11 protein-coding genes are annotated in these 14,629 nt (G+C 53.8%); 7 read left to right on the plus strand and 4 right to left on the minus strand.

Going from position 1 to position 14,629, the window contains the following annotated elements; all coding sequences use genetic code 11:
• Positions 1-67: 67 nt before the first annotated feature.
• Positions 68-835, minus strand: coding sequence for a siderophore-interacting protein (locus GBC03_27565; protein ID QFS73702.1), 768 nt, complete (start codon positions 833-835; stop codon positions 68-70).
• 224 nt (positions 836-1,059) lie between these two features.
• Between GBC03_27565 and GBC03_27570 the strand changes: the two genes are divergently transcribed.
• Complete coding sequence (locus GBC03_27570; protein QFS73703.1) at positions 1,060-1,620, plus strand: PadR family transcriptional regulator; 561 nt, start codon at positions 1,060-1,062, stop codon at positions 1,618-1,620.
• On the opposite strand, the gene GBC03_27575 is transcribed toward GBC03_27570, so the two are convergent.
• Both GBC03_27575 and GBC03_27580 read right to left on the minus strand, forming a co-directional pair.
• Positions 1,617-3,182 carry a HAMP domain-containing protein gene (locus GBC03_27575; GenBank protein QFS73704.1) on the minus strand — a complete coding sequence of 522 codons (1,566 nt, stop codon included), beginning with the start codon at positions 3,180-3,182 and terminating at the stop codon, positions 1,617-1,619. The genes GBC03_27570 and GBC03_27575 overlap by 4 nt on opposite strands.
• Positions 3,183-3,491: 309 nt before the next feature.
• The gene (locus GBC03_27580; protein QFS73705.1) at positions 3,492-5,012 is read right to left on the minus strand and encodes a PAS domain-containing protein; all 1,521 of its coding nucleotides are present in this window, start codon (positions 5,010-5,012) and stop codon (positions 3,492-3,494) included.
• Between the two features lie 368 nt (positions 5,013-5,380).
• Here GBC03_27580 and ygjG point away from each other — a divergent pair, with 368 nt between their 5' ends.
• The gene (ygjG, locus tag GBC03_27585; GenBank protein QFS74148.1) at positions 5,381-6,823 is read left to right on the plus strand and encodes a putrescine aminotransferase; all 1,443 of its coding nucleotides are present in this window, start codon (positions 5,381-5,383) and stop codon (positions 6,821-6,823) included.
• A gap of 166 nt (positions 6,824-6,989) precedes the next feature.
• Positions 6,990-9,008, plus strand: a complete 2,019-nt coding sequence (locus GBC03_27590; GenBank protein ID QFS73706.1) for an NAD(P)-binding protein — start codon at positions 6,990-6,992, stop codon at positions 9,006-9,008.
• Positions 9,009-9,095: 87 nt separating this feature from the next.
• Here the strand turns inward: GBC03_27590 and rlmG are convergent, their stop codons facing one another.
• A complete protein-coding gene (rlmG, locus tag GBC03_27595; protein QFS73707.1) occupies positions 9,096-10,232 on the minus strand; it encodes a 23S rRNA (guanine(1835)-N(2))-methyltransferase RlmG in 1,137 nt (378 codons plus the stop codon).
• 86 nt (positions 10,233-10,318) lie between these two features.
• Here rlmG and GBC03_27600 point away from each other — a divergent pair, with 86 nt between their 5' ends.
• The 4 genes from GBC03_27600 (at position 10,319) to sstT (ending at position 14,622) form a co-directional block, all read left to right on the plus strand.
• Complete coding sequence (locus GBC03_27600) at positions 10,319-10,822, plus strand: DUF45 domain-containing protein (protein QFS73708.1); 504 nt, start codon at positions 10,319-10,321, stop codon at positions 10,820-10,822.
• Between the two features lie 69 nt (positions 10,823-10,891).
• Positions 10,892-11,890, plus strand: a complete 999-nt coding sequence (locus GBC03_27605; GenBank protein ID QFS73709.1) for a gfo/Idh/MocA family oxidoreductase — start codon at positions 10,892-10,894, stop codon at positions 11,888-11,890.
• Positions 11,891-12,159: 269 nt separating this feature from the next.
• Positions 12,160-13,125, plus strand: coding sequence for a TerC/Alx family metal homeostasis membrane protein (locus tag GBC03_27610; GenBank protein QFS73710.1), 966 nt, complete (start codon positions 12,160-12,162; stop codon positions 13,123-13,125).
• A 252-nt stretch (positions 13,126-13,377) separates the two neighbouring features.
• A complete protein-coding gene (gene sstT, locus GBC03_27615; GenBank protein ID QFS73711.1) occupies positions 13,378-14,622 on the plus strand; it encodes a serine/threonine transporter SstT in 1,245 nt (414 codons plus the stop codon).
• The last annotated feature ends 7 nt before the right edge of the window (positions 14,623-14,629 follow it).

Consider the following 14,629-nt stretch of genomic DNA (forward strand, 5'->3'; position numbering starts at 1 on the left):
CTATGACCTTAAACCGATTTCAGCGTCAAAGAAATCATTAAATTTCATTGTCCCGACGGCGCTCACTTTACTTGTTGTGCCAGTAAGCCGCTGCTCGGACTAACTGCTGATCAAACGGTTCCTGCTCAAAGCGCTGGCTGAGTTTTTTCACCACTTTCCCTTCCCCGGTGATCCAGATGAAGTAATCTTCTTCCGGCACCTCAATCTGCGCCAGTCGTGCGGCAACCGCCTGCTCATCGTGTCCCAGCCATTCAATGGCAAACCCGTCCAGATGCGCGAGATAATCCTGATATGCCGGATCGGCGACGCTCACCAGCGCGGTCACCGTCGGTTTTACCGGTAAGCGACTCAGCGCCTCAAGACGACGACGCAGCGCCGGCATGCCTGACTCATCGCAAACATAAACCTGATATGCGTAATCTTCCGGCACCACCAGCGAACCACGTGGCCCACCGATCGTTAACGTATCGCCTGCGCGCGCCTGTAACGCCCAGGAACTTGCCACGCCGCCGTCGTGGATAAAGAAATCCAGCGCCAGTTCATGACGGGCTTCATCGTACAGCGGCGTATAGTCGCGAGAAACTGGACGTACGCCCTCTCCCCAGACAATGCCCTCTTCCGTCACGGTTGGCGGAACAAAATGGCTGCCGGGTTGCGGGAAAAACACCTTGCTGTGATCGTCAAAACCGCGCGAGCTAAAACCTTCCAGTGCATCGCCGCCGAGGACAATACGCTGAAAACCCGTGCCAATACGTTCTACGCGCAAAACGGTAAGTTCGCGAAAGCGCAGTTCATTGCGCACACGCTGAGGGTAACATGAAGTTTTATCCATCATCTTTTGGCCTTAGTGTAATAATCAGATATATCGAAATAAATTTTCAAATGATAATGATTGTTAATCACCAGGATTGCAAGTCATTTTTTGATAGTTTCTGGAAGATTACACCTAATAATATTTATCGTTAAAATTCATACAATTAATAAAAATATCAACATTGAACTTGTCATAATTTATTCTTTAGATATAAATTAGATATATCTAAACAACATCAGGAGATTATCATGCGACATCATCATGAAGGTTGCTGTAAAGGCGAAGGGCATCATCACGACGGTTGCGAACATCGTCACGGTAGAGGCGGTGGAGGTGGACGGCGTCAGCGCTTTTTTGGTCATGGGGAGCTGCGTCTGGTGATTCTGGACATTCTTTCCCGCGAGGCCAGTCACGGCTATGAGTTGATCAAAGCCATCGAAAATCTGACGCAGGGCAACTATACGCCGAGTCCTGGCGTGATCTATCCAACGCTGGATTTCCTCCAGGATCAGGCCTTTATTACGATAAGCGAAGAGGAGGGTGGACGTAAAAAAATCACCCTCACCGACACCGGCGCACAGTGGCTGGAAGAGAATCGTGAACATCTCGGTCACATCCAGGAACGCGTTAATGCGCGCAATGTCGGCTTTGAGTTGCGTAAGAACCCGCAGATGAAGCGAGCGCTGGAAAACTTCAAGGCGGTGCTTGATCTGAGGGTAAATCAGGGTGACATCAGCGACGCACAGCTTAAAAAGATCATTGGCGTGATCGACCGCGCGGCGCTGGAAATCACTCAGCTTGATTAAGCAGGCAAGGCATCGCCTTCGCGAACGCGGAACACTTTCACCATCTCTTTTAAGTGTAACGCCTGCTCGTTCAGTGACGCCGCTGCCGCAACGGACTCCTCAACCAGACAGGAGTTCTGTTGCGTGGTGGCGTCAATCAGGCCAATCGCGCTGTTGATCTGCGAGATACCCTCGGTCTGCTCACGACTGGCCTGGCCGATCTCCCGTAGGATCACATCCATCTCTTCAACGTTGTTTACCATGCCGTTAATCAGGGCATTAGCCTTCTCGACCAGTTGCATCCCTTCTTGGGTCTGACCGGTGGAATCCTCAATCAGATGGCGAATCTCGCTGGCAGAAGACGCGCTCTTCTGCGCCAGTTGGCGTACCTCTCCCGCTACCACGGCAAATCCGCGGCCATGCTCACCGGCTCGCGCAGCTTCAACCGCCGCATTCAGCGCCAGAATATTAGTCTGAAAGGCAATAGAGTCAATCAGGTTGATGATGTCTGACATCCGGTTAGTCGTTTCATTAATCACGCGCATTTTCTGCGTCACCTGATTCATCATCTCGCCATTGTTCTTCACGACGGTCGCCGCCCCCGCTGAGAGTTTCGTCGCTTCTCCGGTATGTTCGGCGGTATTTTTGACCGTGGCAGTGATCTGCTCCATCGACGCTGCGGTCTGCTCGACAGAGCTCGCCTGTTCTTCGGTACGCGCAGCCAGATCCTGGTTTCCGGCGACAATCTGCGCCGCCGCGCTGGAGATATTCTCTGAGCCGTTCTGAACCTCCTGGACTATCTCCAGCAGACGAGTTTTCATTACCATCAGCGCATGCAGCAGTTCGCCGGTCTCATCTTTCTGCGTGGTAATGATATTGCGGGTCAGGTCACCCTCGGCAATCGCTTCGGCAAACTGCACCGCTTCATTCAACGGCCGGGTGATGGAACGCACGATATACCAGCCCATGATACAGCCCGCGGCAATGCCGATGAGCGCCAGTGCGCTAAGCAGCGCCCGGTTCGTGTTAAAGTCGCTTTCCACCTGTGCGCCAGCGCGCAGCATCTGCCTGTCTTCAATGGCGATCAATGCCTGAACTTTAGCTTTATAGTCCTGCTGTACATTAACCGTCGTGGTCATCATCTCCTGCATCGCCGCCTGTCGGTTATGGTTTTGCAGTTCCTGCAGAATGCGAAATCGGGAGGCGAGATACTGCTCACGCACATCGCGGATCCCAGCGATGACATTCTTCGATTCGGCATTCAACGGCGCGGCGTTCAGTTCATCCAGCAGCACCGTGATTTGCTCGCTTATGGCGTCGAGTTTTTTCTGTGACGTCTGGGCCCACCGCCCCTCTTCGTCCATCAGCATCAGTTGCTGCGTGCTGACAAAATCCTGGAAATGATCGACAAGCTTGTTGGCTTTTACCGTGATGGGATAATCATTGGTAATGATGTTTTGCATACCACTGTTGGCGCGGTCCAGGCTAAATAAGGAAAGGCCCGAACTCACCATCATCAGTACAATAAACAATCCAAACGCGATAAATAATTTTGAGCGAATTTTCATGTTACGCAAAAACATATATTCTCCCTGGAGATAGTTTTCTTCAGACAGATTCCTTATCGGTAACAATTTCACTAACTTTATGAATTTGATCGCTTTTTATTATCAATAATTGCTGGTAAATAGTTTTTAACGATGAATAGAGGCAGACCGATCGTTATATAAACGATTTTTTATAATGTCTAAATAGCAAAAAGAGGGAAACTGAAAGCGGTTAATAAAATAGAGAAATAACCCGTAGGTGGTAATATTTAATATGCTGTTAACATTATTATTACAATAACGCTTGCCGTTACAGGCAAGCGTTGATGAGGATAAAGGAAAGGATTAGTGCAGCACCGTCACGGCATCTTCCAGACGGCTGGCGCGGTGTTTCACCATGGCGGACACCTGGGCGCTCTCTTCAACCAGTTCGGCGTTCTTTTGTGTAATGTGGTTAAGTTCATCCACCGCACGCGTCAGGCTGGTCAAGCCATCTGACTGTTCCAGTGTGGAATGGCTAATCTGCGCAATCAACTGGGTGACGTTCTGAACCTGAGAGACAATATCATCCATCGTGCGCCCCGCCGCATGGACCTGCTGGGAGCCAGACTGCACTTTATCCGCACTGGCATCGATCAGCTTGCGAATATCGTTCGCCGCGCTGGCGCTGCGACTGGCCAGATGGCGTACTTCACCCGCCACAACGGCAAACCCTTTCCCCTGCTCACCCGCCCTGGCCGCTTCAACCGCGGCGTTTAGCGCAAGGATATTCGTCTGGAAAGCGATGTCGTTGATAAGCGTAGTGATGGTACCGATGCGCTGCGTGCTGTTGGCGATGTCATCCATGGTTTTAATCACGGTGTCCATCGCCTCGCCGCCCTGCGTCGCCGCGTTACTGGCAGCAATCGACAGCTTATCGGCTGCGGACGCGGTTTCTGAGTTTTGTTTAACCGACGCCGCCATTTGATTCATGGTGGTCACCGTCTGCTGCACGTTATCGACCGTCTGACGGGTGTGCTTATTCAGATCGTCATTACCTTTCGCCAGCGTTTCGCTGCCGTTTCTGACGCTCGACACCTGGCTTGAAACATCGTTGATTAGCCAGCGACACATCAGACCAAGCTGTCCGACGGCGCGTAGCATCAATCCCAGTTCGTCGCTGCGGTTCAGATGCGCCACGCTGTTCCGCTCACCGGTCGCCACCTTCAGCGCCTGTTTCGCTACATTCTCAATCGGGCGAACAATCTGCCACTCAAATGCAGCCGTACCCAGCAGCATCACCAGCGCGCACATCAGTTGTGCGGGCCATAACGCACCGGACAGTTGCAGCGTCGCCGCCAGCACGCCATAAATGAGCACCATCACGCAACGAACCCGCCAACGCACCGGCATTGCCGGCAGTTTCCCGAGCCATCCTTTACGCACCACCAACCCCTTGTGGATCCGGCGCGAACAACGGCCTTCATTGAGCGCCTGATATAAAGGCTCAACGGCGGCGATCTCCGCGTCCGTCGCGCGGGTACGGATCGACATGTATCCCGTCACGTTCCCCTCGCGTACCATCGGTACCGCGTTCGCCCTTACCCAGTAATGATCGCCATTTTTACGGCGGTTCTTGACGATGCCGCTCCACGGCTCGCCCTGCTGCAGGGTGTACCACATGTCGGCAAAGGCCGCTTTCGGCATATCCGGGTGACGCACCAGGTTATGAGGTTGCGCCAACAATTCATTGATCGAATAACCGCTGATATTGACGAAGGTATCGTTGGCGTGAGTGATGTAACTGTGGAGATCGGTAGTCGACATGAGGGTCGTATCGTCATCCAGCGGTGTATTTTGCTGGGTGACGTAGAGATGAGAAGACATAGTCGCGTCCTGTGCTAGTTATCTGGCTGTTAACTTTTTTGTCAGATGTTATTTCGGCGCTAACAGATTTATCTTTAGATGTTAAATTTGATTTAGATCGCAATTTGCGATTAAACCTCACGATTTGTATGAATTCTAATTGATTGATTTAAAATACTTTCAGTTTGAAACTATAAAATCCCCCTGAGAGATACGCACTGTTACTGCACAATTTTTGCACTATTTCCGCGCAGTTGCCCCTTCTGAAGCCACTCTCGTGCGGTCTTCATTCTGCGCAAAAACTCAGCAACTGTTAACAAATAAGATTAAATGTTGCACAACAACTCTTCTCCCTGGTGTTTATCCCGATTTTCGTCAGCGCCGCCGGGATGGCGCAATCCCTGCAATACTTAAATCGGTATCATGTGATACGCGAGCCCCGGGAGCATATTTTGAACAGGTTACCTTCCAGCGCATCGGCTTTGGCCTGCAGCGCGCACGCACTGAATCTCATTGAGAAGCGAACGCTTGATCATGAGGAGATGAAAGCACTTAACCGAGAGGTGATTGATTACTTCAAAGAGCATGTCAATCCGGGATTTTTAGAGTATCGCAAATCTGTTACCGCCGGCGGGGATTACGGAGCCGTAGAGTGGCAAGCGGGAGGTCTGAATACGCTTGTCGACACCCAGGGACAGGAGTTTGTCGACTGCCTGGGAGGTTTTGGAATTTTCAACGTGGGGCACCGTAATCCAGTTGTGGTTTCCGCCGTACAGAATCAACTCGCGAAACAACCTCTGCATAGTCAGGAGCTGCTTGACCCGCTACGGGCCATGCTGGCAAAAACCCTTGCTGCCCTGGCACCCGGAAAACTGAAATACAGCTTCTTTTGCAACAGTGGCACGGAATCGGTCGAAGCGGCGCTGAAACTGGCGAAGGCCTACCAGTCACCACGCGGCAAATTTACCTTCATCGCCACCAGCGGCGCGTTCCACGGTAAGTCGCTGGGCGCGCTGTCCGCCACCGCCAAATCCACTTTCCGCAAGCCGTTTATGCCGCTATTACCGGGTTTCCGTCATGTGCCGTTCGGTAATATTGAGGCTATGCGTACCGCGCTCAGCGAGTGCCAAAAAACCGGAGATGATGTGGCGGCGGTGATTCTGGAACCTATCCAGGGTGAAGGCGGCGTGATCCTGCCACCACAGGGTTATCTCACCGCCGTGCGTAAACTCTGCGATGAGTTTGGCGCGCTGATGATCCTCGATGAGGTCCAGACCGGCATGGGGCGAACCGGCAAGATGTTTGCCTGTGAACATGAGAACGTGCAGCCTGACATTCTCTGCCTCGCAAAAGCGCTGGGAGGCGGCGTGATGCCGATTGGCGCAACGATCGCCACCGAAGAGGTTTTTTCAGTACTGTTCGATAACCCGTTCCTGCACACCACGACCTTTGGCGGTAACCCGCTGGCCTGTGCGGCCGCGCTGGCGACCATCAATGTCCTGCTGGAACAAAACCTGCCGGCACAAGCGGAACAGAAAGGCGATATCCTGCTGGACGGTTTCCGCCAACTGGCGCGGGAGTACCCCGATCTGGTGCAGGACGCGCGCGGGAAAGGGATGCTGATGGCAATCGAGTTTGTCGACAATGAAACGGGCTACCGTTTCGCCAGCGAGATGTTCCGCCAGCGGGTACTGGTTGCCGGGACGCTAAACAACTCGAAAACGATCCGCATCGAACCGCCGTTAACGCTGACGATCGAGCAGTGCGAACAGGTACTAAAAGCCGCGCGTAAAGCGCTGGCGGCACTGCGAGTGAGTGTCGAAGAGGTCTAAACTCAATGCCGGGACATTCTGTCAGGCAAACAAAAGCCCCCTGCCCGGGGGCTTTTTTTGAATCCCATCACAATCATTGCATTCCCCTTTTCCCTTTTACCCGTCGACGGCTAAATTAGTAACTCATCCGACCACATAACAATAATTTTACATACTGGACAATCTTATGAGCTATCCGTCGCTGTTCGCCCCGCTTGATCTCGGCTTTACTCAGCTTAAAAACCGCGTGCTGATGGGCTCAATGCACACCGGGCTGGAAGAGTATCCTGATGGTGCTGAACGACTGGCGGCCTTCTATGCCGAACGCGCCCGGCATGGCGTCGCGCTGATTGTCACCGGCGGTATTGCGCCTGCGCCGTCTGGCGTCACGATGGAGGGCGGCGCTACGCTCAACGATGCCCGGCAGGTGCCACATCACCGCATCATTACCGATGCCGTTCATAACGAAGGCGGGAAAATCGCGTTACAGATCCTGCACACCGGGCGCTACAGCTATCAGCCACAACTGGTGGCGCCTTCAGCGATTCAGGCCCCCATCAACCGGTTTACTCCGCACGCCCTGAACCACGAAGAAATTCTGCAACTGATTGAGGACTTCGCCCACTGCGCTCAACTGGCGCGGGAAGCCGGTTACGACGGCGTCGAAATCATGGGTTCAGAAGGCTATTTGATTAACGAGTTTCTCACCCTGCGCACCAATCAGCGCGACGACGATTGGGGTGGCGATTACACCAACCGCATGCGCTTTGCCGTTGAGGTGGTACGTGCAGTCCGCCAGCGGGTGGGGAATGACTTTATTATTATCTACCGCCTGTCGATGCTCGACCTGGTGGAAAACGGCGGCACCTTTGCAGAAACCGTGCAACTGGCGCAGGCCGTCGAAACCGCAGGCGCGACCCTTATCAACACCGGAATTGGCTGGCACGAAGCGCGCATTCCCACCATCGCTACGCCGGTACCGCGCGGTGCCTTTAGCTGGGTCACTCGTAAACTGAAAGGCCACGTTTCGCTGCCGCTGGTCACCACCAATCGCATTAACGATCCGCAGGTTGCCGATGAGATTCTGGCGCGCGGTGATGCCGACATGGTGTCGATGGCGCGCCCGTTCCTCGCGGATGCCGAGCTGTTATCGAAAGCCCAATCGGGGCGTGCCGATGAGATTAATACCTGCATCGGCTGTAATCAGGCGTGTCTGGATCAGATCTTCGTCGGTAAAGTGACCTCATGCCTGGTGAATCCACGCGCCTGTCACGAAACCAAAATGCCCATTGTTGCAGCCACCGCGCTTAAAAATCTGGCCGTCGTCGGTGCGGGTCCGGCGGGCCTCGCCTTTGCCATCAATGCGGCGGCACGTGGTCATCACGTCACCCTCTTTGATGCGCAGGGCGAGATCGGCGGACAGTTCAATATCGCCAAACAGATCCCCGGTAAAGAGGAGTTTTATGAAACGCTCCGCTATTACCGCCGGATGATCGACGTCACTGGCGTAACCCTGAAACTGAATCATTATGCGATGGCAGACGATCTGCTGGTATTCGATGAGGTGATCCTCGCCAGCGGGATCGAGCCACGCAGGCCACCGATAGACGGCATTGATCATCCGAAGGTCTTAACCTATCTCGACGTGTTGCGCGACAAAACCCCGGTGGGGAATCGGGTAGCCATCGTTGGCTGCGGAGGGATCGGCTTTGATACCGCGATGTACCTGAGCCAGCCCGGTGAACCGACCAGTCAGAGCATTGCCGATTTCTGTGTGGAATGGGGCATCGACACCAGCCTGCAACAGGCCGGTGGATTACGTCCGGAAGGCCCGCATCTGGCTCGCAGCCCGCGTCAGATAGTGATGCTACAGCGTAAGGCCAGCAAACCCGGAGAGGGACTGGGGAAAACCACCGGCTGGATCCATCGCACTACGCTGCTTTCACGCGGCGTGAAGATGATCCCGGCAATCAGCTATCAGAAGATCGACGACGCCGGTCTGCACGTGTTGATCGGTAACGAAGCACGAACGCTGGAGGTCGATAACGTCATTATTTGTGCCGGTCAGGAGCCACGCCGCGAACTGGCCGAACCGCTGCATGCGGCGGGAAAAACCGTGCACGTCATCGGCGGCTGTGATGTGGCGATGGAACTGGATGCTCGTCGGGCCATTGCCCAGGGCACCCGTCTGGCGCTGGGAATTTAATGTGCCTGATGGCGCTACGCTTATCAGGCCTACGCAATAGTAATATGTTGTAGGCCGGATAAGGCACAGCCGCCATCCGGCAATACGTTAGCGCCGGCGGCCGACTTTCACCGCTTTGAGCACCACAAACTTATTGTTGGTGGCGACGGTGGTGCAGTTGCCGAAGATCTTCTTCAGCTTGTGGAAGTAGTCGAGATGACGGTTGGCGACGATATACAGCTCGCCATTGATCTTCAGGCAACGACGGGCGTGGTGGAACATTTCCCAGGCAATGTTATCCGTCAGCGCATGCTTCTGATGGAACGGCGGATTGCACAGTACGGCATTAAAGCGGAAAGGCTCAACCCCGGACAGCGCGTTGTTAATCATAAACTCGCAGCGATCGATGGCCTCAGGGAGGTTGGTTTCCACATTCAGACGGCTGGAAGCGACCGCCATCGGAGATTCATCGACAAAGACCACGTTAGCCTGCGGATTTTTTTCCAACAGCGTCAGGCCAATCACCCCGTTGCCGCAGCCGAGATCGACAATCTCCCCTTCCAGATTCTCTGGCAGGTTCTGCATAAAGAAGCGCGCACCAATATCCAGCCCGGTGCGGGAGAAAACGTTGGCATGGTTGTGGATGGTCCAGTCGGTGCCTTCCAGTTTCCAGCTCAGCGTCTCCGGCGCTTCGGCCAGCGCCGGTTCGTTGAAGGTGCAGTTGATAAGACGCGCCTTTTTCCACGCCAGCGTGGTGGTCGTTGGACCGAGCACTTTCTCAAATAACTCCAGCGTGGAGTTATGGATGTCACGCGCCTTTGCGCCGGCAATGATACGGGTTTGCGGGGTCACCACTTTTCGCAGCGCACGCAGCTGTTGTTCGAGCAGAGCCAGCGTTTTTGGCACTTTGATGAGTACCACGCCCGGCGCCTGCGGATACTCCGCCGTGCTGTCGAGAAACTTGACGCTGGACTCCGCGATATCGTTATGGCGCAAATTTTCCCGCGTTGCCAGTTCGCTTAAATAAGAATCACCAATGCTGTACGGCGACTGCTCCGCCAGCGCACAGCTCAGCGCACCAAAGGTATCATTCAGGATCAGCACCGGGCCGCGAATCTCCGTATCGTCCAACTGTTGCAGCAGATACTCATCCGCCGCTTCCCACGCCAGCAGTGGGTTAACGTCGTCCGTTTCCGGGAAACGTTTTAGTGTCAGTGAACGGAAACCGTTGTCTGTGTGGCTCATCGGCCCTCCTGAATGGTAAAATTTCGGCGTATCCCTTAAAAGGGTGCGTGAGTATACAACAATTTTGTTAATTGGCGTGGACTGAGATGAACGAACTGAACTACCTCCAGGGCTACCCGGAAAACCTGCTTTCACAGGTGCGCACGCTGATTGCCGAGCAGCGGCTGGGCACGGTGCTGGAAAAGCGCTATCCGGGAACGCATGATTTCGCGACGGATAAAGCGCTGTGGCAATACACCCAGGATCTGAAAAGTCAGTTTCTGCGTAATGCCCCGCCGATCAACAAAGTGATGTATGACAATAAGATCCACGTACTGAAAAATGCGCTTGGGCTGCACACGGCAGTCTCTCGCGTGCAGGGCGGCAAGCTAAAAGCGAAAGCCGAGATCCGCGTCGCCACCGTGTTTCGCAACGCGCCGGAACCCTTTTTACGGATGATCGTCGTACACGAACTGGCGCATCTGAAGGAAAAAGAGCACAACAAAGCGTTTTATCAGCTTTGCTGCCACATGGAACCACAGTATCACCAGTTGGAATTTGATACGCGCCTCTGGTTGACGCAGTTGTCGTTAAAGGAAACTGCGCAGTAGCGCACTGGCTTTGTCATAAAGGCGTGCTAAATTGACGAAAGAATCCCTTTATGGAGCCTGAAGGCATTTATGATACGTTTCGCAGTGATTGGCACAAACTGGATCACCCGTCAGTTTGTGGATGCCGCCCATGAGACCGGCAAATATAAATTAACCGCAGTTTATTCCCGCAGCCTCGAACAGGCGCAAACTTTCGCTAATGATTACCTCGTCGAGCATCTGTTTACCTCGCTGGATGCAATGGCGCAGAGCGATGCGATTGATGCGGTGTACATTGCCAGTCCGAACTCGCTGCACTTTCCCCAGACCCAACTGTTTCTGAGCCATAAAAAGCATGTGATCTGCGAAAAACCGCTGGCGTCGAATCTGACCGAAGTGGAAGCCGCTATCGCCTGTGCGCGGGAAAATCAGGTGGTGCTCTATGAAGCCTTTAAAACCGCCAGTCTGCCTAATTTCCTGCTACTACAGCAGTCGCTGCCGAAAGTCGGTAAGGTGCGCAAAGCGTTCCTCAATTACTGCCAGTACTCTTCGCGCTATCAGCGCTATCTCGACGGCGAAAACCCGAACACCTTTAACCCTGCCTTCTCCAACGGATCGATCATGGACATCGGTTTCTACTGCCTGGCATCCGCCGTGGCACTGTGGGGAGAACCGCACAGCGTACAGGCCTGCGCCAGTTTGTTGGAAAGCGGCGTCGATGCCCATGGCGTCGTGGTGATGGACTACGGTGATTTCAGCGTCACTCTCCAGCATTCCAAAGTGAGCGACTCCGTTATCGACAGCGAAATCCAGGGCGAAGCCGGATCGCTGGTGATCGAAAAAATCTCCGAATGCCAGAAGGTCTGCTTTGTTCCACGCGGCGGGAAAACCCAGGACCTTACCCAACCACAGCACATCAATACTATGCTGTATGAGGCACAGGCGTTTGCAGAACTGGTGGACGCCAATGAAGTGAATCATCCTGGATTGTCGAACAGTCGCATCACGGCAAAACTGCTGACCGAGATTCGTCGCCAGACTGGCGTCATCTTCCCGGCAGATGACGTCAGCCGTGCGGCCACTGCGTAAAACATTGTAAAACAGATGTTACAGGCCATTGACGGAATGCGTGGCCTGTCATATTTTGTTACCTGCAAAGGGGAGTAACTTCATTGTCGGTCGATCGTCATTACGATGTGTGAGAAACCACATCCGGTCACCGGGCAACGAAAAAGGAATGCGTTAACGCATTCTTTTTTTGTTGTAAGTGAGACCTTGCCGGAAGGCGAGGTCTATGCATAAAAAAGCAGCGGCTGACGTCTTCCGACGTTGGCCTTTTTTATGCGTAAGGAATATTTATGAATACTGTCGGCACACCGTTGTTATGGGGCGGATTCGCTGTTGTTGTGGTGATTATGCTGGCTATCGACCTCTTTTTGCAGGGGCGTCGTGGCGTACATACGATGACCATGAAACAAGCGGCCGCCTGGTCCCTGGTCTGGGTTACGCTCTCGCTGTTGTTCAACGCGGCGTTCTGGTGGTACCTGGTACAAACCGAAGGCCGCGCCGTCGCCGATCCGCAGGCGCTGGCGTTCCTCACCGGTTATCTGATTGAAAAATCTCTCGCCGTCGATAACGTCTTTGTCTGGCTGATGCTGTTCAGCTACTTCTCGGTGCCGCCAGCACTGCAGCGTCGGGTACTGGTGTACGGCGTGTTGGGCGCAATCATCCTGCGTACGGTCATGATTTTTGCGGGTACGTGGCTTATCACCCAGTTCGACTGGATCCTGTACCTGTTTGGCGCGTTCCTCCTGTTTACCGGGGTGAAGATGGCGCTGGCGAAAGAGGACGATTCCGGAATCGGCGACAAACCGCTGGTACGCTGGCTGCGCGGACATCTGCGTATGACCGATACCATCGAAAACGAACATTTCTTCGTGCGTAAAAATGGTCTGCTGTATGTCACGCCGCTGATGCTGGTGCTGATTCTGGTGGAACTGAGCGACGTTATTTTTGCGGTCGACAGTATTCCCGCCATCTTCGCCGTCACCACCGACCCGTTCATCGTGCTGACCTCAAACCTGTTCGCGATCCTCGGTCTGCGTGCAATGTACTTCCTGCTGTCAGGGGTTGCAGAGCGGTTCTCAATGCTGAAATACGGTCTGGCGGTGATCCTGGTATTTATCGGCATTAAGATGCTGATCGTCGACTTCTACCATATCCCGATTGCGATTTCGCTGGGCGTGGTATTTGGCATCCTGGTCGTAACGCTACTGATCAATGCCTGGGTCAACTATCAGCATGATAAGAAACAGCAGGCGTAATTCTGTCGAGCCGGGCGGCGCTAGCGCGTCCCCGGCCAATAGACAATCCGGCGTCTGCTTTTTGTAGAACATGTCACATCATTGTTAATATTAAGTTACAAAACATGACTGCAGCATAAAATCCAGCATATTTCGCTTCCAGAAGCTTTATCTTTCCTTATACTCAACCATGCAAACACTTTGTTACATCCGGAAAGAGGCGTCCATAGAACGCGCAAAGGATGAGCAACAACACAATGAAAGGATGATGAAATGACTACGCAACGTTCTCCGGGGCTGCTGCAGCGTTTGGCTCAAGGAAGCCTGGTAAAACAAATTTTGGTCGGTCTCGTACTGGGGATCCTACTGGCATGGATTTCAAAACCGGCGGCTATTGCCGTGGGTTTGCTCGGCACACTGTTCGTCGGCGCGTTAAAAGCCGTTGCCCCGGTGCTGGTTCTGATGCTGGTGATGGCGTCTATCGCTAACCATCAGCACGGGCAAAAAACCAGCATTCGCCCGATTCTGTTTCTCTATCTGCTGGGGACATTTTCTGCCGCGCTTGCCGCGGTGGTCTTCAGTTTTGCCTTCCCTTCAACGCTGCATCTGACCACCAGCACAAATGATATTGTGCCGCCGTCGGGCATCGTGGAAGTCCTGCGCGGTCTGCTGATGAGCATGGTCTCCAACCCTATTGATGCACTGCTGAATGCCAACTATATCGGCATCCTGGTGTGGGCGGTCGGCCTCGGTTTTGCCCTGCGTCACGGCAACGACACCACCAAAAATCTGGTCAATGACATGTCGGATGCCGTCACCTTTATGGTGAAACTGGTGATCCGTTTTGCACCGATCGGTATTTTTGGCCTGGTCTCTTCCACGCTGGCAACCACCGGTTTCGCTACGCTGTGGGGCTATGCGCAACTGCTGGTCGTGCTGGTAGGCTGTATGGCTCTGGTTGCGCTGGTCATCAACCCGCTGCTGGTGTTCTGGAAAATTCGTCGCAACCCGTATCCGCTGGTCTTTGCCTGCCTGCGTGAAAGCGGCGTCTACGCCTTCTTCACCCGCAGTTCTGCGGCGAATATTCCGGTGAATATGGCGCTGTGTGAAAAACTGAATCTGGATCGCGATACCTATTCCGTTTCTATCCCACTGGGTGCAACCATCAATATGGCGGGCGCAGCGATCACCATTACGGTGTTAACGCTGGCGGCGGTGAATACGTTGGGGATCCCGGTGGATCTGCCCACCGCGCTGCTGCTGAGCGTCGTCGCCTCTCTATGTGCCTGTGGCGCATCGGGCGTCGCGGGCGGTTCGCTGCTGCTGATACCGCTGGCGTGTAATATGTTTGGTATCCCTAACGATATCGCCATGCAGGTTGTTGCCGTTGGCTTTATCATCGGCGTGTTGCAGGATTCCTGTGAAACCGCGCTGAACTCGTCAACTGACGTCCTGTTTACCGCTGCAGCCTGTCAGGCTGAAGACGAACGTCTGGCGAATAATCCTCTGCGCAGCTAAGCGCCTG

The sequence above is a fragment of the Citrobacter telavivensis genome (assembly GCA_009363175.1).
GTDB classification, from domain to species: Bacteria; Pseudomonadota; Gammaproteobacteria; order Enterobacterales; family Enterobacteriaceae; genus Citrobacter_A; species Citrobacter_A telavivensis.